The 26,512-nt window shown below is 63.4% G+C and carries 21 protein-coding genes; 10 read left to right on the top strand and 11 right to left on the bottom strand.

Annotation, left to right across the window (positions count from 1 at the left end):
• Window positions 1-16 precede the first annotated feature (16 nt).
• Window positions 17-1,513: a phytoene desaturase gene (locus tag DOM32_RS13500; RefSeq protein ID WP_110635375.1), complete on the top strand. Its 1,497-nt coding sequence runs from the start codon at window positions 17-19 to the stop codon at window positions 1,511-1,513.
• Window positions 1,510-2,439: a 15-cis-phytoene synthase CrtB gene (gene crtB / locus DOM32_RS13505; protein ID WP_110635341.1), complete on the top strand. Its 930-nt coding sequence runs from the start codon at window positions 1,510-1,512 to the stop codon at window positions 2,437-2,439. The genes DOM32_RS13500 and crtB overlap by 4 nt, the downstream gene beginning before the upstream one ends.
• Here the strand turns inward: crtB and DOM32_RS13510 are convergent.
• Together DOM32_RS13510 and DOM32_RS13515 are read right to left on the bottom strand one after the other, a co-directional pair.
• A complete protein-coding gene (locus DOM32_RS13510) occupies window positions 2,378-2,905 on the bottom strand; it encodes a sterol desaturase family protein (protein ID WP_244179930.1) in 528 nt (175 codons plus the stop codon). The genes crtB and DOM32_RS13510 overlap by 62 nt on opposite strands.
• A gap of 112 nt (window positions 2,906-3,017) precedes the next feature.
• Complete coding sequence (locus DOM32_RS13515) at window positions 3,018-3,242, bottom strand: hypothetical protein (protein WP_110635347.1); 225 nt, start codon at window positions 3,240-3,242, stop codon at window positions 3,018-3,020.
• 185 nt (window positions 3,243-3,427) lie between these two features.
• On the opposite strand from DOM32_RS13515, the gene rapA reads away from it, so the two are divergent.
• On the top strand, window positions 3,428-6,412 hold the full coding sequence (rapA, locus tag DOM32_RS13520) for an RNA polymerase-associated protein RapA (RefSeq protein ID WP_110635349.1): 2,985 nt from the start codon (window positions 3,428-3,430) through the stop codon (window positions 6,410-6,412).
• Window positions 6,413-6,460: 48 nt separating this feature from the next.
• On the opposite strand, the gene DOM32_RS13525 is transcribed toward rapA, so the two are convergent.
• On the bottom strand, window positions 6,461-7,366 hold the full coding sequence (locus tag DOM32_RS13525) for a TIGR01777 family oxidoreductase (RefSeq protein ID WP_071230743.1): 906 nt from the start codon (window positions 7,364-7,366) through the stop codon (window positions 6,461-6,463).
• A gap of 142 nt (window positions 7,367-7,508) precedes the next feature.
• Between DOM32_RS13525 and DOM32_RS13530 the strand changes: the two genes are divergently transcribed.
• From DOM32_RS13530 to phrB, 3 genes are all read left to right on the top strand, one after another.
• The gene (locus DOM32_RS13530; protein ID WP_071230742.1) at window positions 7,509-7,880 is read left to right on the top strand and encodes a sirohydrochlorin chelatase; all 372 of its coding nucleotides are present in this window, start codon (window positions 7,509-7,511) and stop codon (window positions 7,878-7,880) included.
• Window positions 7,881-8,200: 320 nt separating this feature from the next.
• On the top strand, window positions 8,201-9,118 hold the full coding sequence (locus DOM32_RS13535) for a MerR family transcriptional regulator (protein WP_071230741.1): 918 nt from the start codon (window positions 8,201-8,203) through the stop codon (window positions 9,116-9,118).
• Between the two features lie 112 nt (window positions 9,119-9,230).
• Window positions 9,231-10,667: a deoxyribodipyrimidine photo-lyase gene (phrB, locus tag DOM32_RS13540; RefSeq protein ID WP_110635351.1), complete on the top strand. Its 1,437-nt coding sequence runs from the start codon at window positions 9,231-9,233 to the stop codon at window positions 10,665-10,667.
• Window positions 10,668-10,768: 101 nt separating this feature from the next.
• Here the strand turns inward: phrB and DOM32_RS13545 are convergent, their stop codons facing one another.
• Window positions 10,769-12,604, bottom strand: a complete 1,836-nt coding sequence (locus tag DOM32_RS13545; RefSeq protein WP_071230739.1) for a putative bifunctional diguanylate cyclase/phosphodiesterase — start codon at window positions 12,602-12,604, stop codon at window positions 10,769-10,771.
• A gap of 234 nt (window positions 12,605-12,838) precedes the next feature.
• Between DOM32_RS13545 and fabA the strand changes: the two genes are divergently transcribed.
• Together fabA and fabB are read left to right on the top strand one after the other, a co-directional pair.
• A complete protein-coding gene (gene fabA, locus DOM32_RS13550; protein WP_071230738.1) occupies window positions 12,839-13,354 on the top strand; it encodes a 3-hydroxyacyl-[acyl-carrier-protein] dehydratase FabA in 516 nt (171 codons plus the stop codon).
• A 13-nt stretch (window positions 13,355-13,367) separates the two neighbouring features.
• The gene (gene fabB, locus DOM32_RS13555) at window positions 13,368-14,585 is read left to right on the top strand and encodes a beta-ketoacyl-ACP synthase I (protein ID WP_110635353.1); all 1,218 of its coding nucleotides are present in this window, start codon (window positions 13,368-13,370) and stop codon (window positions 14,583-14,585) included.
• An 86-nt stretch (window positions 14,586-14,671) separates the two neighbouring features.
• Here the strand turns inward: fabB and DOM32_RS13560 are convergent, their stop codons facing one another.
• The gene (locus tag DOM32_RS13560; protein ID WP_110635356.1) at window positions 14,672-15,430 is read right to left on the bottom strand and encodes a lysophospholipid acyltransferase family protein; all 759 of its coding nucleotides are present in this window, start codon (window positions 15,428-15,430) and stop codon (window positions 14,672-14,674) included.
• Window positions 15,427-16,341 (bottom strand): sugar nucleotide-binding protein, encoded by a 915-nt coding sequence (locus DOM32_RS13565; protein WP_083387222.1) that lies wholly within the window; start codon window positions 16,339-16,341, stop codon window positions 15,427-15,429. Before DOM32_RS13565 ends, DOM32_RS13560 begins: the two co-directional genes overlap by 4 nt.
• A 196-nt stretch (window positions 16,342-16,537) precedes the next feature.
• Here DOM32_RS13565 and DOM32_RS13570 point away from each other — a divergent pair, with 196 nt between their 5' ends.
• Window positions 16,538-17,419, top strand: a complete 882-nt coding sequence (locus DOM32_RS13570) for an SMP-30/gluconolactonase/LRE family protein (protein ID WP_110635359.1) — start codon at window positions 16,538-16,540, stop codon at window positions 17,417-17,419.
• A gap of 8 nt (window positions 17,420-17,427) precedes the next feature.
• Here DOM32_RS13570 and DOM32_RS13575 read toward each other — a convergent pair whose 3' ends face one another.
• The 3 genes from DOM32_RS13575 to DOM32_RS13585 form a co-directional block, all read right to left on the bottom strand.
• Window positions 17,428-19,515, bottom strand: coding sequence for an OPT family oligopeptide transporter (locus tag DOM32_RS13575; protein WP_110635362.1), 2,088 nt, complete (start codon window positions 19,513-19,515; stop codon window positions 17,428-17,430).
• 303 nt (window positions 19,516-19,818) lie between these two features.
• On the bottom strand, window positions 19,819-20,412 hold the full coding sequence (locus DOM32_RS13580; RefSeq protein ID WP_071230732.1) for a single-stranded DNA-binding protein: 594 nt from the start codon (window positions 20,410-20,412) through the stop codon (window positions 19,819-19,821).
• A gap of 34 nt (window positions 20,413-20,446) precedes the next feature.
• Window positions 20,447-21,829: an MFS transporter gene (locus DOM32_RS13585; protein ID WP_110635365.1), complete on the bottom strand. Its 1,383-nt coding sequence runs from the start codon at window positions 21,827-21,829 to the stop codon at window positions 20,447-20,449.
• 162 nt (window positions 21,830-21,991) lie between these two features.
• Between DOM32_RS13585 and uvrA the strand changes: the two genes are divergently transcribed.
• The gene (gene uvrA / locus DOM32_RS13590; protein ID WP_110635367.1) at window positions 21,992-24,844 is read left to right on the top strand and encodes an excinuclease ABC subunit UvrA; all 2,853 of its coding nucleotides are present in this window, start codon (window positions 21,992-21,994) and stop codon (window positions 24,842-24,844) included.
• A 173-nt stretch (window positions 24,845-25,017) separates the two neighbouring features.
• On the opposite strand, the gene rplQ is transcribed toward uvrA, so the two are convergent.
• Together rplQ and DOM32_RS13600 are read right to left on the bottom strand one after the other, a co-directional pair.
• The gene (gene rplQ / locus DOM32_RS13595) at window positions 25,018-25,404 is read right to left on the bottom strand and encodes a 50S ribosomal protein L17 (protein WP_071230729.1); all 387 of its coding nucleotides are present in this window, start codon (window positions 25,402-25,404) and stop codon (window positions 25,018-25,020) included.
• 95 nt (window positions 25,405-25,499) lie between these two features.
• A complete protein-coding gene (locus DOM32_RS13600) occupies window positions 25,500-26,498 on the bottom strand; it encodes a DNA-directed RNA polymerase subunit alpha (protein ID WP_071230728.1) in 999 nt (332 codons plus the stop codon).
• Between the last annotated feature and the right edge of the window lie 14 nt (window positions 26,499-26,512).

The following is a 26,512-nucleotide window of genomic DNA, read 5'->3' on the forward strand; positions in this document are numbered from 1 at the left end:
GGCCAAGGGCTTTTCAATGAAGAAAACGATCGTGATCGGCGCCGGCTTCGGCGGTCTGGCGCTTGCCATTCGCCTGCAGGCGGCGGGTATTCCCACGCTGTTGCTGGAGAGCCGCGACAAGCCCGGCGGGCGGGCCTACGTCTACGAGGACGAAGGCTTCACCTTCGACGCCGGCCCCACGGTGATCACCGACCCCAGCGCCATCGAGTCGCTGTTCACGCTTGCCGGCAAGTCGCTTTCCGACTACGTGGAGCTGTTGCCTGTCACGCCCTTCTACCGGCTCTGCTGGGAAACGGGGGAGGTGTTCGACTACGACAACGATCAGGCGAACCTGGAAGCGCAGATTCGCCGGCTCAACCCGAGCGACGTGGAAGGCTACCGGCGCTTTCTCGACTATTCCCGCGACGTGTTCCGGGAGGGCTACCTCAAGCTCGGCGCCAAGCCGTTCCTGTCGTTTCGCGACATGCTCAAGGCCGCGCCGCAGCTCACCCGATTGCAGGCGTGGCGCAGCGTCTACAGCATGGTATCGAGCTTCGTCGAGGACGAGCATCTGCGCCAGGCGTTCTCGTTCCACTCGCTGCTGGTGGGCGGCAATCCGTTCTCGACCTCGTCGATCTATACCCTGATCCATGCTCTCGAGCGCGAATGGGGCGTGTGGTTTCCCCGCGGCGGCACCGGTGCGCTGGTCAACGCGATGGTCAGGCTGTTCGAGGACATCGGCGGCGAGATCGCGCTCGACGCCAGGGTCGAACGGCTGGAGACCCAAGGCGATCGCATCAGCGCAGTCACGCTCGCGGACGGCCGCCGGCTCGAGGCGCGTGCGGTGGCCTCCAATGCCGATGTCGTCCACACCTACGAGACGTTGCTCGGCCATCACCCACGCGGCATGAAGGCTACCGCGAGCCTCAAGCGCAAGCGGATGAGCAATTCGCTGTTCGTCCTCTATTTCGGCCTCGACCACAACCACACCCAACTGGCGCACCACACGGTCTGCTTCGGGCCGCGCTATCGCGAGCTGATCGACGAGATCTTCAACAAGGACGCGCTGGCCGACGATTTCTCGCTCTATCTGCATGCGCCCTGCGTCACCGACCCGTCGCTCGCCCCACCGGGCTGCGGCGCCTACTACGTGCTGGCGCCGGTCCCGCACCTGGGCACCGCCAATCTCGACTGGGAAATCGAGGGCCCTCGCCTGCGCGAGCGGATCTTCGATTATCTGGAAGCGAACTACATGCCGGGCCTGCGCAGTCAACTGGTGACCCACCGTCACATCACCCCGTTCGATTTCCGCGATACGCTGAATGCCTATCAGGGCTCGGCGTTTTCGATCGAGCCGATCCTGACCCAGAGCGCCTGGTTCCGGCCCCACAATCGCGACAGCCGGATCGACAATCTCTACCTGGTCGGCGCAGGCACGCATCCCGGTGCGGGGATACCCGGCGTCATTGGCTCCGCCCAGGCGACCGCCGGACTGATGATCGAGGATCTGGGCAAGCGAGAGGCGTCAACATGAGCGAGGCGCTGCTCGACCACGCGACCCGCACCATGGCGGTGGGCTCGAAGAGCTTCGCTACCGCTTCGAAGCTCTTCGAGCCGCGCACGCGGCGATCCGCGCTGATGCTCTACGCCTGGTGCCGTCACTGCGATGACGTGATCGACGGTCAGACGCTGGGCTTCGAGACGGACCTCGGAGCAAGCCCCGACACACCCGAGCAGCGCCTGGCGCAACTCAAAGCCGCCACGCGGCAAGCCTACGCCGGAGCGTCCATGTCGGACCCGGCCTTTGCCGCGTTTCAGGAAGTCGCGCTGACCCACCAGATTCCCCAGTCGCAGGCGTTCGATCATCTGGAAGGCTACGCCATGGACGTACGCGGCGAGACCTATCCGCATCTGTCGGACACGCTGCGCTACTGCTATCACGTCGCGGGCGTGGTGGGGCTGATGATGGCGCGTGTCATGGGCGTGCGAGACGAAGCCGTGCTGGATCGTGCCTGCGACCTGGGCCTCGCCTTCCAGCTCACCAACATCGCCAGGGATATCGTCGACGACGCCCGGATCGGACGCTGCTATCTGCCGCTGGCCTGGCTCGACGAGGTCGGCATACCGCTCGATGAACTCACGGCGTCGCGCCATCGCGACCGCCTCGCCGTTCTCGCCAGCCGGCTGGTGGCCGTGGCGGAGCCCTACTACGACTCGGCGCGGGACGGCCTGCCCGCCCTGCCGTTGCGCTCGGCCTGGGCCGTCGCCACGGCGCGGGACGTCTATCGGCGGATCGGCGTCAAGGTCGCCGGGGCCGGAGAACACGCCTGGGATCGACGTCAGGGCACCGGCAAGGCGGAGAAGATCGGGCTGTTGCTGGCCGGGGCGGGGCAGGCGATCAGCGCTCGCGGACGGCGACCCGATCCTCGGCCCGCGCATCTCTGGCAGCGCCCTCGCTAGCGGAAGACGGCCGACGGCGACGCAATTCCGCCTTCAGCTTGTCCGTCGGCGGCGCATAGAGAAAGCCGAAGGAGATTCCGTGCTCGCGCTCCTTGACGGCATGATGAAGGCGGTGGGCCTGGTAAAGGCGCTGGAGATAGCCGCGCCGCGGAATGTAGCGAAACGGCCAGCGCTTGTGCACCAGCCCGTCGTGAACGATGAAGTAGAGCAGCCCGTAGGCGGTCATGCCGGCACCGATCCACTGCAGCGGCCAGACGCCCTGGGTCCCCAAGGCGATGAGCACGATGGCGATGGCGGCAAAGACCACGGCGTAGAGATCGTTCAGCTCGAACCGTTTTTGGTGCGGCTCGTGATGCGAGCGATGCCAGCCCCAGCCAAAGCCGTGCATGACGTAGCGATGGATCAGCGCCGCCGCGATCTCCATGCCCGCAACGGTCAATATCAGGATCAGGCTGTTCAGTAGCACAGGCACGCTCCGGGCGCGGGGATATGGCCAAGCTTAATGCATCCGAACGTGGATGCCATGGACGACATTCGATCGATGGCCGTCAGGAATCGACTGGCATTGGCCGGCGGCATCAATCGTCGTCTTCGCGCTTGCGGCGCTGCTTTCGGTTACGCCGATAACGTCGCACCAGCGCCAGCCAGGCCGCGGTCGCCAGCATCAGCGCCAGCGTCACCCCCTGCCAGGGCCTGGCACCGTCTCCCATCACCGTTTCCAGGGTGATGATCAGAACGAATCCTATCGCCTGGCTGGCGATCGCGATCCGACGCAGACCGTCTCTTGGCCCTGCTCCCGCCATGATCTCTCCTCGTAAGATGCTTCGCGCCCGTATCCGAGTCCGCGACGCCCGGACCCACGCCGAGGCAGTGTAACGCCAATGCCGGAACACGCCGAACCGTTCAGTGCTTAAGGCCGCACGCGGTTTACGCTAGAATGCGTCGCCCATTCGATCCGTTCCCGCAGCGTACACACGACCGAGGCACCATGAGCGACTTCTCTCCCGGCCAGCGTTGGATCAGCGACGGCGAAACCGAGCTTGGACTCGGCACCATTCTCACCGTCGATGCACGCAGCGTCACCGTGCTGTTCACCGCCAGTCAGGAAACCCGTACCTACAGCGCCCGTCAGGCACCGCTGACCCGCGTGGTGTTCGGCCCCGGTGATCGCATCGACACCGCCGACGGCGACCAGTTGACCGTCGAGCGTATCGAAGAACGCGATGGCTGCGTGATCTACCACGGCCAGACCGATGACGGCGAATCCGTGTCGCTCAGCGAAGCCAGGCTCTCCGACAACATGCGCTTCCATCAGGCACAGGATCGTCTGCTGACCGGCCAGGTCGACCGCAACGACTGGTTCCAGTTACGCTATCGCTCGCTGCATCACCACCAGCGCATCGCCCGTAGCCCGGCACTGGGCCTGGCCGGGCCGCGCATCGATCTGATTCCGCACCAGCTCTATATCGCCGATGAAGTCTCCCGGCGCCATGCCCCGCGCGTTCTGCTGGCCGACGAAGTCGGCCTGGGCAAGACCATCGAGGCCGGGCTGATCCTGCATCGCCTGCTGCTGACCGGGCGCGCCAGCCGGGCGCTGATTCTGGTGCCAGCCAGCCTGACCCACCAATGGCTGATCGAATTGCTGCGCCGTTTCTCGCTCTCGGTCACGCTGCTGGACGAAGCCCAGAGCGAAGCGTTCGACGAGGACAACCCCTTCGACAGCGGCCAGTGCATCCTGGCCAGCCAGGAGTGGCTGTTCGCCAACCCGCATCGTCAGCGTCAGGCCGAGAGCGCCGAGTGGGATCTGCTGATCGTCGACGAGGCGCACCATCTCGACTGGACGCCACAGGCAGAAGGCCCGGGTTATGCCTGCATCGAACGCCTGTCGAAGCATATCGCCGGTCTCCTGCTGCTGACCGCGACACCGGAGCAGATGGGTCTGGAGAGCCACTTCGCCCGGCTGCGCCTGCTCGACCCCGACCGCTATCACGATCTCGAACGCTTCCGGGAAGAAGAAGCCAGCTATACCGCCGTGGCCGAAGCGATCGAAGCACTCGAGCGGCTGCCGGGCGATGCCGCCGACCGCGACCGTCTCGGCGCCATCATTGATGACGGCGACAGCCGCGCGCTGCTCGACACCCTGCTGGACGCCGAAAGCGACGAGGCCCAGCGCGACAGCGCCCGCCGCCAGCTGCGCGAACAGCTGCTGGATCGCCACGGCACCGGCCGGGTCATGTTCCGCAACAGCCGCCGTCATGTCGGCGGCTTTCCCGAGCGCCACCTGCACGTTGCCTCGCTGGCGATGCCGACGGCCTACCAGGATCAGTTCGAGGAGCTCAGACAGGGCAACGATCACTTCGCCGCCCGCCTGACCGCCGCGGACCTGAGCACGCACGACGCCCGCCTCTATCCCGAGGCGGCCTATCGCGCCCTGCACGATGCCGCGATCCAGCATGACACGCCCTGGTGGCGTTTCGATCCCCGCGTCGAGTGGTTGATGGGCCAGCTCGAGGCACTGGGCAACCAGCAGAAGGTGCTGGTGATCGCCCACTGGCGCCAGACCGCCGTGGACCTGGCCGAGGCGCTGCGCGTGCGCGCCGGTATCCAGGCGCCGGTCTTCCACGAAGAGATGAGCCTGGTCGAACGCGACCGTGCAGCTGCCGCCTTTGCCGATGACGATGGCGGCTGCCAGGTACTGATCTGCTCGGAAATCGGCTCCGAAGGGCGCAACTTCCAGTTCTGCCATCATCTGGTGATGTTCGATCTGCCCTGGCACCCCGATCTGCTCGAGCAGCGCATCGGGCGACTCGATCGTATCGGCCAGCTGCACCCGATCGATATTCACGTGCCGGTGATCGAGAAAAGCCCCACCGCCACGCTGCTGCGCTGGTATCACGATGGCCTCGCCGCGTTCGAGGCACCGCACGCGGCGGGCGGCGACGTTCTCGAGGCTTTCGGCGATGCGCTGCGTGAAAGTCTCGATGACGACTATCGCGATGACGGCTCTCTCGACGACGACTCTCTCGATGAAAACAGCGGCCTTGATTCGCTGATCGCAGAGACCCGCACCTTCAACGACGCTCGTCTGGCCGAGCGCGAAGCGGGCCGCAATCGTCTGCTGGAGTGGAACGCCTGCCGCCCCGAGCGGGCGGATGCCGTGATCAGCGCGATCGTGGAGCAGGACAACGACAGCGCCCTGCCCCGCTACGTCGATCAGGCGCTGGACATCTTCGGCGTCGATAGCCGGGATCTTGGCAACGGTCAGATGCATCTCACGCCCGGCTCGCACATGATCGACAGCCTGCCGGGGCTGGCCCAGGGCGACGAGGGGTTCACCGTGACCTACTCGCGCACCCAGGCGCTGGCGCGTGACGATATCCAGCGTCTCTCCTGGGAGCATCCGCTGGTGACCACGGTGATGGAGCGCATTCTCGACTCCAGCCTGGGCAACACCGCCCTCGCCCTGCTCAAGCATCCCAACATTCCCGGCGGCCGGCTGATGCTGGAGCTGATCTTCCGCACGCACTGCCCGGCGCCCAAGCGGCTGCAACTGGGCCGCTTCCTGCCGGATACCGGCATTCGCGTGCTGCTCGACGAGAGCGGCGCCAACCTGTCGGACAAGGTCACCTTCAGCGGGCTCTCCCGCAACCTGCAGCGAGTCAAGAAAGGCGTCGCGCGCGAGCTGCTGAAATCCCGGCATGACGCGTTGCGCGAGCTGCTGAAGAAGGGCGAGCAGGAGGCCCAACGCGAATTGCCGTCGCTGGTCGAACGCGCTCAGCAGGAGATGCGGGAGACGCTCGATCTGGAGCTGTCGCGTCTCAAGGCCCTTGCCCAGCACAACGGCGCTATTCGCGACGACGAGCTGCAGGCCCTGAAAGACGAACGTCGCGCCCTCGATACCGCCATCGAAAGCGCGTCGCTGCGCCTCGACGCGGTGCGCGTGATCGTCACCGTCGACAAGGATGCACGCTAGTTCGCCAGCGCATCGAGGATCCGCGTCCGCGGCAAGCCGCGGGCGCTCTCAATGCGACACGATTGCCGCCAGGGCGTCGTCCAGCGTCGGATAGCGAAAGGTGAAGCCGGCCTCCTGGAAGCGCCTGGGACGCATGCAAGCGCCAGTCAGAAGCAGGCGCGACATCTCCCCCAGTCCGAGTTTCAGCAGCGGCGCGGGCACGAACAGCGCCGCCGGCCGATGCAGGTGTCGTCCCAGCGCCCTGGTGAACTCGGCATTGGTCACCGGTTGCGGCGCGGAGCCGTTGAACGGGCCGCTGAGCATGGTTTTCTCGAGCAGAAACTCGATCATGGCGACCAGATCCTCCCGATGAATCCACGGCATGTACTGGCGCCCATCCCCCAGGCGACCGCCCAGCCCCAGCTTGAACGCCGGCATCATCTTGGCCAGGGTGCCGCCGCCGGCATCCAGCACCAGCCCGGTACGCAGACAGGCCACCCTTACCCCGAAAGCTTCGGCCTTGAGCGCCTCCGCCTCCCAGGCCTGGCACAGGCGGTGGGCGAATTCGTCGTGGGGTGGCGTCTCCTCGGTCACGTCACGATCGCCCTGATCGCCGTAGTAGCCCATGGCCGAGCCGGAGACGAGCACTTCCGGCGGCTGTTCCCGCCGCGCCAGCTCCTCGCATAGCGCGACGACGTCGCGTGTCGCGTGGCGGCGCGATTCGACCAGCCGGGTCTTCTGCGGGTCGCTCCAGCGCCGGTCGGCAATCGGTTCCCCGGCCAGATTGACGATGGCCTCCGGTAGAGACGATGCAAAATCCATGGCATCGTCACCGATGCGCACGCTCTGCGGCAACTGCCGGCGAGCCCGTTCCGGGTCGCGAGAGATCACCATGACGTCGTGGCCGGCCGCCAGAGCCCGCTCGACCAGTCGACGTCCGACGAATCCCGTACCGCCCGTGATCAATAGACGCATGATGGATGCTCCAAGTTATACGGATATTGTACAATACGTTGAGCCTGGCCATCCGACGGCGAGCCGTCCCAGCGCGTCCTTTCCATGGTCGCGTGACAACTCGACTCCGCCCCCGGCATTCAACCCCTTTTCAGGGAGCAGCATGACACAGTCCGCCATGATTCTGCTGGCCCACGGTTCCAGCGATGCTCGCTGGCGTGCCCCGTTCGAAACGCTGGAGCAGAACCTGCAGCCTAGCGACGGCAAGCCTGTCGTTCTCGCCTTCACGGAGTTGAGCGAGCCTTCACTCGAGCCCCGGGTGGCCGAACTGGCAGCGCAAGGCATCTCGCGAATAGAGATCCTGCCGCTGTTCTTCGCGGCGGGCCGGCACCTGCGAGAAGGCGTTCCCGGCCAGCTCGAGGAGATCGCTCGGCAACATCCGGTTTCGCTGCATCTGCTGGATCCGGTCGGCCAGCACCCGGCTTTCGTCGACGCCCTCGCCAGTATCGTCGAATCGCAGGCGCAGGATCTGTAAAACCTGTCTACGTCTTACATGGATATTGTACAAACCACTTGAAACGTACAATATCTTCACCCATCCTTGAGGTATCGAGACGGTAGTATCCGTCTCGTCACGACTCGTCGAAGTCATCGCTCTCTAGCGATCGTCACCGAACCGAGGTGACGTCCTCAAGGCATCAGGGCACTATCGCAGGTTACACCGGTGCGGATCGCGACAGATGACCGTAACCGACGTCCTGACACTTTCGAAGCCGTAGTGATGACTCGCAGCATTGACATGACCTATCTCATTCGACGAGACGGCGCACGCAGAGACCTCGCAGGAGGACTTGCATGACTTACAAGGCAATGGATTCCAGTGCCGCGCCGCTCTACCCGATTCGTGAAGTATCGCGCCTCACTGGAGTCAACTCCGTCACTTTACGTGCCTGGGAGCGCCGCTACGGCCTGATCCGTCCCCAGCGCACGCCAAAAGGCCACCGGCTGTACGGCCGTGACGATATCGAGCGCGTCGAGCGCATTCTGCAGTGGCTCAACCGGGGCGTCCCGGTCAGCCAGGTACGGGAACTTCTGGATCAGCCGGAAGCGGTCGAGACGCCGGCGCCGCAGATGGGAGACTGGGCCAGCCAGCGCCAGCATCTGATCCACGCCGTGGAGTCTCTCGACACTGGCCGGCTGGAAGTGCTGTTCAACCAGAGCCTGTCGCTGTATCCGGTCAGCCTGTGTATCGCGGAACTCTGGCAGCCCGTCATCTCGCAGCTGGAAGAGCGCTGGGGCGACCAGTTCGGCGCCACGCTCCAACGCCGGGTGCTGGAGACTTTCCTGCGTACGCGGATCGGTACCCGGATCTACCACACCAACCAGTTGAGCAATGCGGGGGAGATATTGGTCGCCCGATTGCCGGACGACAGCAGCGGATTCTGGGCGCTGCTGATGGGCCTGGCCGCATCCGCCGCAGGCTATCGCGTCCAGCTGATCGATGGTGATCTGCCGCTGAGCGAATTTCCGTTGGCCGTCGAGCGTCTCGGCGCCAAAGCGCTGCTGCTCGCCAGCAGCCACGCAGAGCGCAGTGATGTCATTCGACGCCAGCTGCCGCGGCTTGCCGAACAGTCCCAGGCGCCGGTATGCCTGGTCGGGCCCGTCGCCCGCATCCGGGCCAGCGATTTCGAGAACACTTCGGTCGCCGTGCTGGGAGAGGACATGAGCCAGGCGTTGAGCCGGATGCGAGCGACGATCGAAGCCGGCAGTTGAGCCGGACATGGACGCACGGCGCGATCGTCAGGTCCGCCGTGACAGCGCAATAGGGTGAATAGCCCGCGACGCAGGGACGCGTCGCCCAGTCATCGGTAACAGGGACGTGTCTATGTCGCCCACGCAACTCGTCTGGTTTCGCAACGACCTGAGAACGTTCGACCACTCCGCATTGAGCGCAGCTGCCAGCAAGGGTCCGGTGATCGGCATCTATCTCGCCTGTCGTCACCAATGGCGCAGTCACGATCATGGTGCCAGCAAGATCTCGTTTCTGCATCGCGGCGTCATCGCGCTACGGAAAGCGCTGGCCGAACTCGATATCCCGCTGCTCTACCGCGATATCGGCGATTTTGATGCGGCGCCCAAGGCACTGCTGGAAGCAGCCAGGCGTTACGAAGCGCAAGCGCTCCATTTCAACCGCGAGTACCCGCTGGATGAGCGGGAGCGTGACGCCAGGGTCTCCGAAGCGTTCGCTCACGAGGGGCTCGCGGCCCATGGCTACACCGACTCTATTGCCTTCGAGCCGGGCGAGCTGCTGACGGGTCAGGGCGAGTACTACAAGGTCTTCACCCCGTTCGCCAAAGCCTGGCACCAGCGCGTCACCGCAGACCAGCTGGCGTTGCGTGAAACGCCACAGCGCCAGGCCAGGCTGGAGATTTCCAGCGATTCGATTCCCGAGCTACCCGAGCGGGACCGCTCCGCCGTGGCCTTCCCCGACTCTGCCAGCGCAGAGGATGAGCCCTGGCCGGCAGGTCAGGAGGCCGCCGCCGACCGGCTGTCCCGATTCCTGCAGCAGCGGGCGCGCCGTTACAATGATGATCGCGACTTCCCCGCCATCGCCGGCACCAGCGAACTCTCCGCCTACCTTTCGGCCGGGATGATCTCCCACAGGCAGTGCCTGCAGGCCGTGATGGCCCATAACGGCGGCCATCTCGGCGATGGCGACGCCGGTCTGACGAGCTGGGTCAACGAGCTGATCTGGCGCGAGTTCTACCAGCACATTGCCGTCGGCTTTCCCCGCGTCTGTCGCCATCGCCCGTTCAAGCTCGCAACCGACAGGTTGAGCTGGCGCCACAGCGACAGGGATTTCGAAGCGTGGTGCGAGGGCCGCACCGGATTCCCGCTCGTCGATGCCGCCATGCGCCAAATGGTCACGACCGGCTGGATGCACAACCGGCTACGCATGGTAACGGCCATGTTCCTGAGCAAGCATCTGCTGCTCGACTGGCGCCGCGGCGAAGCCTTCTTCATGCAACACCTGGTGGATGGCGATTTCGCATCGAACAACGGCGGCTGGCAGTGGGCAGCCTCGACCGGCACCGATGCCGCCCCCTATTTCCGGATATTCAATCCGACCACCCAGTCCCGGCGTTTCGATCCGGAGGCCAAATTCATCGCCCGCTGGCTGCCGGAGCTCGCCGGCCTGCCGGCCAAATCCCGCCATCAGCCCAACGCGGAGCAGCGCCGCCAAACGGGTTATCCGCCAGCGATCGTCGATCATGGACGCGTCAGAGAGCGGGCCCTGGAGGCATTCAAGAACTTGGGCTAATGCTGGTCTCAGTGGTGTCTACATGCGTCCACCACGCGGTCGACGCCTTGCCGAAGAGGGCATGCACGCTTTTACGGAACGACGCGAACGGCGGCGTCACTTCAGGACTGGACGCTTTCCACTGCCTCGCGCAGCCGGCTTTCCACCTCGTCGGCCGGCTGGGGCCGGGCGTAGAGATAGCCCTGTACGTGGCGGCATCCTCTGGCCAGCAGGAAATCCCGCTGCTCGGCGGTTTCCACGCCTTCGGCGATCACGTCCATGTGCAACCCCTGCGCCATTGCCAGTACCGCCGAGGTGATCGCGGCGTCGGCATGATCGTGGGGCAATGCTCGGATGAACTCTCGATCCAGTTTCAGCTTGTCGATCGGCAGACGCTTGAGATAAGCCATCGACGAATAGCCCGTGCCGAAATCGTCGATCGCGATCTGCAGACCTTCCTGCCGCAACGCCTCCAGTCGTGACGAGATATCGCCGGCACGCTCGTCGATCAAGACGGATTCGGTCAACTCCAGGCCGAGCAGCTGAGCCGGCACTCGATACTGTGCCAATGTCGAGATCAGGTGGGATTCCAGGTCGCCCTGAATCAGTTGCAGCGCCGAGAGATTGACCCAGATGGGCACGACTTCCAGCCCCAGCCCTCGCCAGGTCGCCAGCTGCGCCACGGCCTGGTCGATGACCCAGCCTCCCAGCGCCGGCATCAGGCCATAGCGCTCCGCCAGCGGAATGAACTCGCTCGGCAGGATCAGGCCATGCTCGGGGTGATGCCAGCGCAGCAACGCTTCCATCCCCACCATTTTGCCGTCGTCCAGCCGGTGCTGAGTCTGGTAATAGATTTCCAGCTGCGATCCATGGGCCAGCGCCTGGCGTAGTTCGTTGAGAATGGTCAGATGGCGATCGGTTTCGACTTCCAGGGAAGGACGAAAGCGTCGATCATGATTGCTGCCGTGACGTTTGGCGCTGTAAAGCGCGGATTCGAGCCGCTGGAACAGCACGTTGGGGTCGGTGCCATCTTCCGGCGCCCGGCAGCTGCCGATGGTCAACCCCAGATGGAGCGGCCTCTCCTCGATCTCGAACGGCTCGCTCAGCTGCTCGCGCAGGCTCGCGACCCATTGTTCATGGTCGTCGAATGTCGTGGTGCGGATGACCATGAATTCGTCACCGCCCAACCGCCCGACGACACCACCGACGATGTGATCGGCCAGGCGCTGGCCGAAGCGCGACAGCAGGCGATCTCCGTTCTCGACGCCCAGGTTATCGTTGATCGCCTTGAAGGCATCGATATCGATCAGTGCCAGGTCCAGCCCTTCTCCGGCGCGCAGATGCTGCAAGCGAGACGCCAGCAGGTCGTGCAGACGTCGCCGATTGGGCAAGCCGGTCAGCGGATCCTCGAACCCGATACGACTCAGATCCTGCTCCCGTGCCTTGTGCCGGCTGATATCGGTGAACAGCCCCACATAATGGGAAACCCGGCCCTTGTGATCCTGAAAGGCCTGAACCCGCAACCATTCGGGGAACTGGTCGCCGTACTTGCGCTGATTCCAGATCTCGCCTTCCCAGCGGCCGGTGCTTTTCAGCGTTTTCCAGTAGAGATCGTAGAACGCCTTGTCGTGACGCCCCGACGACAGTACGGAGGGATCATGGCCCCGGATTTCTTCCAGCGTGTAGCCGGTGATCTGAGTGAATGCGGGATTGACGGCCACGATACGATTGGCAGTATTGGTAATGATCACGCCATCCTGTGAAAGCCCGAGCGCGTGCTCGCTGAGGCGGCGACGTTGATGTTCGAGCCGGATCTGGCGCCAGCCATCGAGCATGCCAATGATCACCACCGCCAGCGCTGCCAGCCTCAGCCCCAGTATGGGCAGCACGCTGGCAGCAGCCAGAGCCGCCAGGGCCAACCAGATCAGCGGTCGATTCAGCGTAAAGAAAGGCCACATAGATTGTCGTTTGTCGTCGTCATCGTTTGACTGGCGGCTATTGCAGAGCCCCCCATTTCCGTCCGCATCATGCCCCGGGGGCATTCGCCAGGGCAAGCTTCACTCCGATCATTGCGCCACAGGTAGCACAAGACTAGGCTTTGGCTGGCGTGCAATCAGCGCGCGCAGCCATTAGACTGGCCGCGCCTTGCAGACGACGAGGCAAACTCTATTTTCGATTCTCGGAACGATCCAGTGACCAGACAGCACTCTTTCAGCCAAGACGATCTGCTGAAATGCAGCCGGGGGGAACTGTTCGGCCCCGGTAACGCCCAACTGCCCGCTCCCAACATGCTGATGCTCGACCGCATCACGCAGATCAACGAGGAAGGCGGCAAGTACCAGAAGGGCGAAATCATCGCCGAGCTGGATATCCATCCGGACCTGTGGTTCTTCCAGTGTCATTTCCCTGGTGATCCGGTGATGCCCGGCTGTCTCGGCCTGGACGCCATGTGGCAGCTGGTCGGCTTCCATCTCGGCTGGCTGGGCAACCCCGGTCGTGGTCGGGCCCTGGGTTGCGGCGACGTCAAGTTCTCCGGACAGATCCTGCCAAGCGCGGGCCAGGTTACGTACCATATCGAGATCAAGCGCGTGATTACCCGGCGCCTGGTACTTGGCATCGCCGATGGCACGCTGTCGGTCGACGGTCAGGCCATCTACGAGGCCAAGGACTTGCGTGTCGGCCTGTTCACCAATACTGAGAAATTCTGAGCGGGAGGCTTCCATGAAACGAGTGGTAGTCACCGGCCTGGGCATCGTTTCCTGCCTGGGCAACGACGCCCAACAGGTACTCGACTCTCTGCGTCAGGGGCGCTCCGGCATTCGCTTCAAGCCGGAATATGCCGAACTTGGCTTTCGCAGCCAGGTTGCCGGTGTCGTCGATATCGACATCGAGTCTCTGGTCGATCGCAAGCAATTGCGCTTCATGGGCGATGCAGCCGCCTACGCCTATATCGCCATGCAGCAGGCGATCGACGATGCCGGGCTCGAGGCCAGCGACATCTCCAGCCCGCGCACCGGCCTGATCGCGGGTTCCGGCGGCGCGTCCAGCGCCAACCAGGTCGAAGCCGCCGATGTGATGCGGGAAAAAGGTCTGCGCCGTGTCGGCCCCTACCGCGTGACGCGCACCATGGGCAGCACGGTTTCGGCCTGTCTGGCGACGCCGTTCAAGATCAAGGGCATCAACTACTCGATCTCCTCTGCCTGTGCCACCTCGGCCCACTGCATCGGCAGTGCCGTGGAACAGATCCAGATGGGCAAGCAGGACGTGGTCTTCGCCGGCGGCGGCGAGGAAGAGCACTGGACGTTGTCCTGCCTGTTCGACGCCATGGGTGCGCTGACCACCCATTACAACGACACGCCGGAAAAGGCCTCGCGCCCCTACGACGTGGATCGTGACGGCTTCATCATCGCCGGCGGTGGCGGCATGCTGGTGATCGAAGAGCTCGAACACGCCAAGGCTCGCGGCGCCAAGATCTACGCCGAGATCACGGGCTACGGCGCGACGTCCGACGGACACGACATGGTCGCCCCTTCCGGCGAAGGCGCGGCACGCTGCATGCGCCAGGCGCTCGCAGGACTGGAAGGCAAGGTCGACTACATCAATACCCACGGCACCTCGACGCCGGTAGGCGATGTGGCCGAGCTCAAGGCCATCCGTGAGGTATTCGGCGACACCACGCCGGCAATGAGCTCGACCAAGTCGCTGACGGGCCACTCGCTGGGCGCGACCGGCGTGCAGGAAGCGATCTACGCGCTGCTGATGATGCAGAACCGGTTCATCTGCGCGTCGGCCAATATCGACACGCTCGACGAACAGGCCAACGGTTTCGATATCGTTCGCCAGCGTCGCGATGATGTCGACATCAAGCGCGTGCTGTCCAACAGCTTCGGCTTCGGTGGCACCAACGCCTGCCTGGTACTGGATCGCTTCGAAAGCTGATTGCTGGCGTCATCGTTGCCAATGCAAAAGGCGTCCCGCGGGGCGCCTTTTTTTGGCTCGTTTTCCATCCATCCCAGCGAATCGGGTCAGGACGGCAGCTCCGCTGGCGGAGCTTTCTCCGGCAGCGGTGGACGCGGCACTTCGGATATCTCGTCGAGGGTGCGCTCGATCCAGGCTTCCAGCTCCGTCATCACCTCTTCGGGGCTGCGGCCGACAGTCTCGATCGGCTCGCCCACGACCACATTGAGCACGCCAGGCTGCTTGACCCAATGGCGACCCCAGCGCTCGCCGGCATTGTGAGCGACGGGCAGCACCGGAACGCCGGTACGACACGCGATCACCGCACCACTCTTGTTGAAGCGACGTCGCTGTCCCGGCGGTACGCGCGTCCCTTCGGGAAAGATCAGTACCGACAGCCCTTCTTCCAGACGCTGCTTGCCATGAGAAAGTACCTGGCGCATGGCGGCCGACGGCTTCGAGCGATCCAGCGGGATTGGCCGCAGCAGACGCACGCCCCAGCCGAATAGCGGAATCTCGAGCAGCTCCTTCTTGAGCACGGTGCAGATCGGTGTCTTGAGCAGCTGCAGATAAACCGTTTCCCATTCGCTCTGGTGATTGGCCAGGACCACGCAGGGCCCCTCGGGAACCCGCTCACGGCCTCGAATGTGGTAGCGAATGCCGCAAGTCAAGGAGAGCCACTTGATGATGAAACGGTTATGCCAATTGAACAGACGGAACCGCGAGCGGGTCGGCAGGGCGAAACCGACGGGCAACATCAGCAAGCCGGATACGAGGATCGCCAGGAAATAACCGATATAGAAGATCACACTACGAAAGACTTTCATGCGCGGGACGTTTCCCTTTTGCGACTGTCTCGGCTGCCGTTATCGGCCTCATCACGATCGGGATAGTGCTGCTGGCACCAGGCATCCAGCATCAGCCCCAGCTCCAGCCGCCAAGACTTCTGATGAATACCGAAGACATCGAGCAGCCGACGACAGTTGAGCACGCGTCGCAGCGGGGTGTCGTGGTGTTGGTTGAGCGCCAGCAACTCACCCGGCGCCGGCGAGGCCCCGACGCCTTCGAGGCGTGTCGCCAGCTGTGTCCGGACCACAGAGCAGAAAGTGAACACGCTGACGGGTTCCGTACCGCAGAGATGATAGGTGCCCCAGGCGCCGGCACCGCTATCGAGCTGCAGCAGCACGCCCGTGAGCGCGCGCGCGGCGGCTGTCACCGATGTCGGGCAGAGCACCAGATCCTGGGCCGCGCGCACCGACTCGCCGCGCATCAGCGATTCGATCAGTTCGCTCAACCAAGCGCCTTCCCCTTCGAGCCCGAACAGCGGCCCCAGGCGCAGGATCAGATGCTGGGGATGGCGGCGCACGTGCTCGCCGACCGAGATCAGTCGGCGCAATGCCTCATCCCGCGGTCGTGGCAGAACGTCCTCGTCGATCGGGCCTTCCGCCCCATCCTCGTAGAGCGTGTCCGAGACGCACCAGATCAGCGGAATCCGGCGAGCCTGGCACGCTTCGAGCAGCGCTTCGACCTGACTGGCGTGGGCATAGACCACCGCCGGTTCGCAGCGACCAGGATCCGCCAGCGGCGGCACGATCACGGCATCCGGACCGATCGTGGCCAGCACATCGGCATCCACCAGCTCCGGTGCCGGCCAATATTCGATGTCGCTACGCTGCACAGCCACATCGCGCAGCGCCAGACTCAAACAGTGCTCTGCTTGCAACACCAGACACTTCACGATGGCACCTCGACACGTATCATCGCTTTGGAATCCTTACTCATTGGGAGAATCATATTTCCATTGTCGGTACCGGCACTATGATAATGAAAGCCGCGACAACGGAAGCACTGATAATCAGGGTATCGATAGTGACAGACATTGATATTGACGGACATCGGTACCGGCACACTTCGCTAGTCTATGGAGGGTCATCATGAACAAGGACGTCACTGTGGCTTGGGAGGTCGGCGCCGAACTCGGCGAAGGCCCCATCTGGTCCGATAGCCTTCGGGCTCTGCTGTTCGTCGACATCCGGCAGGCCAGACTGCATGCCTATCACCCCGACAATGGCGAGCGCCAGAGCTGGGACCTCGAAGAAGCCTGCTGCTGGCTGCTCCCCCGCGAGGATGGCGGCTTCGTTGCCGGCTTGCATTCCGGTGTGGCTGAACTCGACCTCGATGCCGATGGCCCTCGTATCGGCAAGAGACTCACACCCATCAAATGGCTGCCGGACGGCGATCGCCTCAACGACGCCAACAGCGATGCCCACGGCCGGCTGTGGTTCGGCTCCATGGATAATGCCGAAGCCGAGATTCACGGCTTCCTGTTCCGCCTCGACAGCCGCGGGCTGGTCGAGATGGACAGCGAATACCACGTGACCAACGGCCCCGCCATCAGCCCCGACGGTCGCACACTTTATCACAACGACAGTGCGCGCCAGATCGTCTTCGCCTTCGATCTCGACGACGACGGCGAGCTGTCGAACCGCCGCGAGCACATTCGCCTGCCGGAGGGCGCCGGCTATCCGGATGGCATGACCTGCGATCGCGAAGGCGGGTTATGGATCGCCCTGTGGGATGGCGGCCGCATTGCCCGCTACCGCGCCGATGGCTCGCTCGATCGCGAAGTCACGCTCCCGGTTTCCCGCCCCACCTCCTGCATCTTCGGCGGCGATGCGCTGGATCGTCTCTTCGTTACTTCGGCAGCCACCGGCTGCGACGACGAACCACTGGCCGGTGCGCTGTTCGAGGTCGATGTCGAGATCGGCGGTATCGCGACCACGCCCGTGGTCATGCCCAACGATTCGACACTCTAAGCCGGCCGTCACGCCACGCTCGGTTTCGCCAGCACCCGCCGGTAGAAGCCGAAACACACGGCAACGAACACGATCAGCCCCAACCACCGGGCGGTGTCGGCGAAGCCGTCGCCGACCAGCGCCAACGGTGCCGGTGCTCCACTCAACCCAATGATACCGGCCATCAGCACGCCTACCAGGCTCTCGCCGACGATCATTCCGGAGGCGAGCAACACGCCGCGCTGGCGAGGCCGCGTCGAGGCGTGCTCGATGTCTTCGCCGCGTGCCAGTGCACGGGCGCGCAGACGGCGATCTATCACCCAAGCGAGTACGGCACCGATCACCAGCGGCATGTTGACGCTCGGCGGCAGATAGATGCCGATGCCTACGGCCAGTACCGGCAATCGCGCTATCCCGCCACGCTTGCGCAGAAACTCGTCGACGGCGATCAGCACGACACCGATGGCCAGACCGATGAGGATCATCGTCCACTCCAGATCGTGGGAGAACACCCCGCGCACGATGGCGGTCATCAGCGATGCCTGCGGCGCTGCCAGCGCCTGGGACGGATCCATGCCTTCCCGAGGCATCGCCCCCACGAATCCATAGGCGTTATAGAGCAGCGACAGCACTGGCGGAATCACCGCCGCGCCCACCAGGCAGCCGATGATCAGTGCCGCCTGCTGCCGCCAGGGGGTGGCACCGACCAGATATCCCGTCTTGAGATCCTGCAGGTTGTCGTTGGAGATTGCGGCCACGGCAAGAATGACGGAGGTCACGAACAGCGCCAGCGCGGTAGGCAGCATTCGCGCGACCTCGGGATCCAGCGCATCGAAGGCGTCGCTGACAGCGGTAAAGCCGAGCAGCAACAGCGATACCAGAATCACCGCCACGATACCGATCCCTGAAATCGGACTGCTCGAAGAGCCCACCAGACCCGCCATGTAACCGCAGGCTGCCGCGATCAGAAAGCCGAACATGCCGGCGAACAGCACGCTGCCCAGCGTCAGCGTCCAGAACGAACCGCCGGCCAATTCCGGTGCCGCGTCATGCAGAAAGATCGCGAATACCGCGGTCAGCAGCAGTAATAGCACGCCGGTGAGTGACATGATGATCGCCGCCGGCAGGTCACGTTCGGTGCGCGGCTGTTCGCTGAAGGCACCATGATCCCCTCGCATCGCCCCGAACGAAGTACGAATGCCGATCACCATTGGCTTGAACAGCGTTGCCAGGGTCCATACCGCCGCGATGCCGATGGTGCCGGCGCCGATGAAACGCACCTTGTCCGACCATAGCGCCATACCGGCACCGGCCAACGACTGACCGGCTTCCGGCGGGGTGACGCTGGTCAGCCAGGGCACCGCGACACCCCAGGCGATCAGCGTACCGATCAGTATCGCCACGCCACCCACGATACCGACCAGATAGCCTGCACCGACCAGCGCCAGCGAAAATCCGGTAGAGAGCTGAAATGCCGCACGTCCGGCCGAGAACCAGACGCTGACGCTGTCCGCCAATATCCGCAATCCGCCACTGGCGATCGAAAACACTGCCGCAACGATGCCGCCCAGCAGGATTTCTCGAGCTCCCGGCCCCTCATCGTCCGCGACGTCGTGGTGATCGCCATCTTCCGCGCTACGCTCCACCTTCCGATGCCGCGAATCGCGGCTACCGACTTCGAGAATCTCGGCGGCGGCGATGCCTTCGGGATAGGGAAGATCACTCTGCACCACCATCACCCGGCGCAGCGGAATCGTGTAGAGCACCCCGAGTATGCCGCCAATGGCGCAGATCGCCGTGGTCTGCCAGAACGGAAACCCCTGCCAGTAGCCGATCATCAGCAGCCCCGGCAATACGAAGATGATCGCCGACAGCGTTCCCGCCGCGGAAGCCTGGGTCTGGACCATGTTGTTCTCGAGCTTGTTGGCACCGGCCACACGCCGCAACACCGCCATCGAGATCACCGCAGCAGGAATCGCCGAGGCAAATGTCAGCCCGACCTTGAGGCCGAGGTAGACGTTCGATGCAGTGAACAGCAGCGTAATGATGGCACCGAGGATGATGCCTCGCAGCGTCAACTCGGGAAGGCGAGCTTCATCTGGAATGCGTTGTGGCATGACGACACTCTTGGTATAGGGAACGGCGTGAAACAGCACGCCTGTCGCGGCGGGATGACATCACGGCATGGAACCGTCGCGATATGGAATGGAGGACACAGGCAAATCGTTAGATGACTATCGATAGCGATCGGTATTCTAGGGTCCCCCGGGGCTGGCGTCGAGGCCGACCAACCACGAAGCCCGGAAGAGCTTCCTGCGAATCCGGGGCGCCGTCGGCCCCCGACAAAAACGGAAACGCCCCGCTTGGCGGGGCGTTGATGACGGCCGGCAATCGTCCGTCGCATCTGGCTGGAACGTCCGTCAGAACGGGATTTCGTCGTCGAAATCGTCGAAGCTGCCCGGATTGGGGGCGCCGTAGTTGGGGTTCTGGTTGGGTTGTGGCGCTGGCTGCCCCTGCTGCGGTGGACGCTGTTGCGGCTGTCCTGACTGCGGCGGACGCTGCTGTGGCTGCGGGTTGCCGCCATAGTTGCCCTGCTGCGGCTGCTGATCGTAGCCGCCCTGCGGCGCGCCGCCATACTGCCCTTGCGGCGCATAATCACCGCCGCCCTGCCCACCGGCGCGGGAATCGAGCATCTGCATGTCGTTACCGACGATTTCGGTCGAGTAGCGATCCTGACCGTCCTGCCCCTGCCATTTACGGGTTTGCAGGCGGCCTTCGATATAGATACGCGACCCTTTCTTCACGTACTGCTGAGCGATCTCCGCCAGCTTGTTGAACAGCACCACGGTGTGCCATTCCGTGCGCTCCTGGCGCTGGCCGCTCTGACGGTCGGTCCAGCTATCGGTCGTGGCGATGCGCAGGTTGCACACCGGATTCCCCGAAGGCAGAAAGCGGACTTCCGGATCCTGTCCCAGGTTGCCGATCAGGATGACTTTGTTTACACCTCTGGCCATCGTTGTCTCCTCGCATTCCTGCGTTGCGACGCCTTCAGGCGTCGGTTCGTTGCCATTGTTTACCTGCGATACTGGCCAGCATCTCGACATCCAGACGCTGGCGGTCGACCTTGAGATAGGCGACCTGCTCTTCGGGTACGACCATGACGTCCTCGACACCGGTCACCGAGGCAAAGCGGTCGAGTAGTGTATCGAGCATGTCCATGGATTGCTTGTCGAGTGCGATGATCTCGCTCGAAAGGTGACGTGGCGCCGGCATTTTCCAGACCACGGCCAGCCAGATCGCCCCCACGACAGCCGCTCCCAGAAACACGCTCTGAACGCCAAAGCCCTGCGATAGCGCCCCGCCCAGCGTGCCGCCGAGAAAAGCCCCCAGAAACTGGCTGGTCGAGTAGACGCCCATGGCCGTCCCCTTGGCACCTGCCGGCGCCAATTTGCTGATCATCGACGGCAGCGTCGCCTCCAATAGATTGAAGACGACGAAAAAGCCCCAAAGTAGGGCAAGTAACGAGACCCGGTCGCTTGCCAGTTCACCGAAGCCTAGCAGGATCAACGTCATCGCCGCGACGGCACCGATGAAAATGGGCTTCATCTTGCGATACTTCTCGGCCACGATGACCAGCGGAATCATGCCGACGAAGGCCAGCGCCATCACCGGCAGGTAGACCCAGCCATGATCCGCCGGCGCGAATCCCAATGCCTCGAGTCGGAACGGCAGCGCCGTGAAGCAGGCAGTCAGAATCAGATGCAGCGCGAAAATCGAGAAATCCAGTCGTAACAGATCGCCCTGGGCGAGCGTCGCACGCAGCTGACGCCGGTCGATCCCGACATCGCGGTGCGGCATGCGCCTCGGCGCTTTCGGCACCAGTTTCCACAGGACCAGCAGTCCGCAGGCGGCCAGCGCGGCGGTGAACCAGAACACGCCGGCGAGCCCACCGATATCCGCGACCAGCGGGCCTGCCACCATGGCAACGGCGAATGCCACGCCGATGGATAGACCGATGGTCGCCATCGCCGCAGTGCGGATCTCTTCACGGGTCTGATCGGCCAGCAGCGCCATGATTGCCCCGGCAACGGCGCCGCTGCCCTGCAGGCAGCGGCCGATGATGATTCCGGTGATGGAGGTAGCGTCGGCGGCGACCACGCTACCGATGATGAAAAGCACGAGGCCGCCGCCGATGACGGCTTTACGGCCGATACGATCGGACAGCAGCCCGAAGGGAATTTGCAGGATGGCCTGGGTCAGGCCGTAGCCGCCCAGCGCCATGCCGACCAGCAGAGGAGTGGCACCATCGAGATGATCGGCATACAGCGCCAGAACCGGCAGGACCATGAACAGGCCCAGCATGCGCGAAGCATAGAGGCTTGCCAGCCCGACGATGGCACGTCGTTCGGTGACGAGAAAACGAGAATTCATGGGGGGTCACAACGTTGGGTGAACTCGGCCAGGGCCGAGGATGGTTCGGAATGAGCGACACATTTTACCGCTCGCCTTCCGCCAGTGAAAGCAGCCGGCTTTGCCGGTCATTTGATCCGCGACCTATAATGGTCGTTTCCCGCGTCGCAGCACGAGGTAGTCATGGACAGCATTCTGGTCAGGGGCGCACGGACCCACAACCTGAAGAACATCGATGTCGAACTGCCGCGCGACAAGTTGATCGTGGTAACCGGTCTCTCCGGTTCGGGTAAATCTTCGCTCGCATTCGACACGCTTTACGCCGAGGGGCAACGACGCTACGTCGAGTCCCTGTCGACCTACGCCCGCCAGTTCCTGTCGATGATGGAAAAGCCCGACGTCGACCATATCGAAGGACTGTCGCCCGCCATTTCCATCGAGCAGAAATCGACCTCGCACAATCCCCGCTCCACTGTCGGCACGATCACCGAGATCTACGACTACCTGCGCCTGCTGTTCGCCCGCGCCGGGACGCCGCGGTGCCCGGACCACGACGAAGAGCTCGAGGCCCAGACGGTGTCGCAGATGGTCGATCAGGTGCTGGCGCTGACCGAGGGCACCCGGCTGATGCTGCTGGCGCCGGTGGTCAAGGGCCGCAAGGGCGAGCATCAGCAACTGATCAGCGAGCTGCGAGCCCAGGGGTTCGTGCGTGCAGTGATCGACGGCGATACCGTCGAGCTGGACGACGTACCGGCGCTCGACAAGAAGCGCAAGCACGACATCAGCGTCGTCGTCGATCGCATCAAGGTGCGCGACGACCTGCAGCAGCGCCTGGCGGAATCCTTCGAGACCGCGCTCAACCTGGCCGATGGCACAGCGATCATCCACTTCATGGACGGCGAGCAGGAAGATCTGGCGTTCTCTTCACGCTTCGCCTGCCCGATCTGCGGCTACTCGCTTTCCGAGCTCGAGCCGCGGCTGTTCTCGTTCAACAACCCGGCCGGCGCCTGCCCGACTTGCGACGGCCTCGGCGTGCGCCAGTTTTTCGACCCGGACAAGCTGATCAGCCATCCGGAACTGTCGCTGGCCGAAGGCGCGATCAAGGGCTGGGATCGCCGTAGCATCTACTATTTCAGCCAGTTGCAGGCCGTCGCCGACCACTACCGCTTCACGCTGGACACGCCCTGGAACGAACTTGCCCGTCACGAGCGCGACCTGCTGCTCAACGGCAGCGGCAAGGACGAGATCGCGTTCAGCTATGTCAACGACCGGGGGCGCAAGGTCACCCGCGAACACCCTTTCGAGGGTGTGCTGCCCAACCTCGAGCGGCGCTATCGCGAGACCGAATCCTCCATGGTGCGCGACGACCTCGCCAAATACCTGGCCGTACGCCCCTGCCCGACCTGCCATGGCACCCGCCTCAAGCGGGAGGCGCGCCATGTCTTCATCGACGGTCATAATCTGCCGACGCTGACCCAAATGCCGGTGGGCGAAGCCTGGGAATACTTCGGCCAGGTGACGCTACCCGGCCGCAAGGGCGAGATCGCGGTCAAGATCGTTCATGAAATCCATGCGCGTCTGGAGTTCCTGGTCAATGTCGGGCTCGACTACCTGACGCTGGAGCGCAGTGCCGACACGCTCTCCGGCGGCGAGGCCCAGCGCATCCGCCTGGCCAGCCAGATCGGCGCCGGCCTGGTCGGGGTGATGTATATTCTGGACGAGCCCTCGATCGGCCTTCATCAGCGCGACAACGACCGCCTCCTGCGCACTTTGATTCGCCTGCGCGACCTGGGCAACACCGTGATCGTGGTCGAACACGACGAAGACGCGATTCGCGCCGCCGATCATGTCCTCGATATCGGGCCGGGGGCCGGCGTGCATGGCGGCACCATTGTGGCTCAGGGTACGCCCCAGCAGATCGAGACAACGCCGGAATCGCTGACGGGACAGTACCTTTCCGGAAAGCGCTGTATCGAAATTCCGCCACATCGCATTCCGGTCAATCCGGACAAGCAGCTTCATCTGCGCGGCGCGAATGGCAACAATCTCCAGGATGTCGATCTGGCGCTGCCGCTGGGCCTGTTCGTCTGCGTGACCGGCGTTTCCGGTTCCGGCAAGTCCACCCTGATCAACTCGACGTTGATGCCGATCGCTGCGCGTGAACTCAATCGCGCCACGACGCTGACGGCAGCGCCCTATCGCAGCATCGAGGGTCTCGATCAGCTCGACAAGATCATCGACATCGACCAGAGCCCGATCGGCCGTACGCCGCGCTCCAACCCCGCCACGTACACCGGCATCTTCACCCCGATTCGAGAGCTCTTCTCGGGTACTCAGGAAGCCCGCGCGCGCGGCTACAAACCGGGGCGTTTCAGCTTCAACGTCAAGGGCGGCCGCTGCGAGGCGTGTCAGGGCGAAGGCATGATCAAGGTCGAGATGCACTTCCTGCCGGATATCTATGTCCCCTGCGATGTCTGCAAGGGCAAGCGCTACAATCGCGAGACGCTGGAGATCCACTACAAGGGCAAGAGCATCCATGAGGTGCTGGAGATGACCATCGAGGAGGCGCTGGAATTCTTCAGCCCGGTGCCGGCGATCGCCAGACGCCTGCAGACGCTGATGGACGTGGGCCTCTCCTACGTACGACTTGGCCAGAGCGCCACGACGCTCTCCGGCGGCGAGGCACAGCGCGTGAAGCTCGCGCGCGAACTGGCCAAGCGCGATACCGGCCAGACGCTCTATATTCTGGACGAGCCGACGACGGGGCTGCATTTCGAAGACATTCGTCAGTTACTCGGCGTGCTGCATCGGCTACGCGACCATGGCAATACCGTGGTAGTGATCGAGCATAACCTGGACGTGATCAAGACCGCGGACTGGATCATCGACCTCGGGCCGGAAGGGGGCTCCGGCGGCGGACGCATCATCGCCGAAGGAACACCGGAACAGGTTGCCGCGCTCGAACACTCTCATACGGGCCATTTTCTGGCGCCGCTACTGCCCGAGCCCAAGGCACGCAAGGCCAAACGCGCTTGAGATTGCATGGGCGGCATCCGGGTACAGGGTGTCGCCATCTCAAGCGTTTTCCTCTCCTCTTTTTACCGGGCCTTGGCCAAGACTCTGAAATCCAGCCCTCTGAAATCCAGCCAAAAGAAAACCGGCTGCCCANNTGGGCAGCCGGTTTTTTTGTCGTGCAAGAAGCTTGGGACTTATTCGTCGCCAGCGGCTTCTTCGACGACCGGACGATCGACCAGCTCGATGTAAGCCATCGGCGCGTTGTCGCCAGTGCGGTAGCCGCACTTGAGCACACGGACGTAACCGCCCGGGCGATTGACGTAACGCGGGCCAAGCTCGTTGAAGAGCTTGCCAACGGCTTCCTTGGAGCGGGTGCGGCTGAACGCCAGACGGCGATTCGCCACGCTATCCTGCTTGGCCAGGGTGATCAGCGGCTCGATATGACGGCGCAGTTCCTTGGCTTTGGGCAGGGTAGTCTTGATCACTTCATGCTCGACCAGCGAGATGCACATGTTCTTGAACATGGCGTGCCGATGCGAGCTGGTCCGATTCAGATGACGACCACTCTTACGATGACGCATGATTGCTATTCCTTACCAAACTGGTGATTCGAGTCGGCACACTGGATTCGACGCTAGGCGACGACACCGAAGACTGAGCCTCGGCGCTATCTTCCTCAGGCAGAAGCCTTGTCGTCTTTCAGACTCGCCGGCGGCCAGTTTTCCAACCGCATGCCGAGTGAAAGACCGCGCGAAGCCAACACGTCCTTGATCTCGTTCAAGGACTTCTTGCCAAGGTTCGGCGTCTTGAGCAGCTCGACTTCCGTGCGCTGAATCAAATCGCCAATGTAGTAAATATTCTCGGCCTTCAAGCAGTTGGCGCTGCGAACCGTGAGTTCGAGATCATCCACGGGACGCAGAAGAATCGGATCGATCTGATCTTCCTCTTCTTCGGTTTCCTGCTCTCTGTCAGCTTCGAGGTCGACGAAGGCGGCCAGCTGTTCCTGAAGAATGGTCGCACTGCGACGAATGGCTTCTTCGGGGTCCAGAGTGCCGTCAGTTTCGAGATCGATGACCAGCTTATCGAGGTCGGTGCGCTGTTCGACACGTGCAGCCTCTACCGCATAGGAGACGCGGCGTACGGGGCTGAAAGTGGCATCCAGCTGCAGACGACCGATGGCACGGGATTCGTCCTCGTCAGAGAGTCGCGCATCCGCCGGTTCGTAACCACGACCCCGGACGACCTTGAGCTGCATTTTCAGCTCGCTGCCATCGTTGAGGTGAGCGATCACGTGATCCGGATTGACGATCTCGACGTCATGACCGACGGCGATATCGCCTGCGGTCATCACACCGGGGCCCTGCTTGTTCAGGGTCAAGACGGCTTCGTCGCGGCCGTGCATCCTGATGGCCACGTCCTTGAGATTCAGAAGAATCTCGATGACGTCTTCCTGAACACCTTCGATGGCACTGTATTCATGCAATACGCCATCGATTTCGGCTTCGATCACGGCACAGCCGGGCATCGAAGAGAGCAGGATGCGACGCAGCGCATTCCCCAGGGTATGGCCGAAACCACGTTCGAAGGGTTCCAGCACGATCTTTGCGTGATGTGCACTGACCTCTTCGACCTTGATGTCGCGGGGACGGAGAAACTCTGTCACTGAACGCTGCATATGAACACCTTCCC

Source organism: Salinicola salarius (genome assembly GCF_003206135.1).
Lineage (GTDB): Bacteria > Pseudomonadota > Gammaproteobacteria > Pseudomonadales > Halomonadaceae > Salinicola > Salinicola salarius.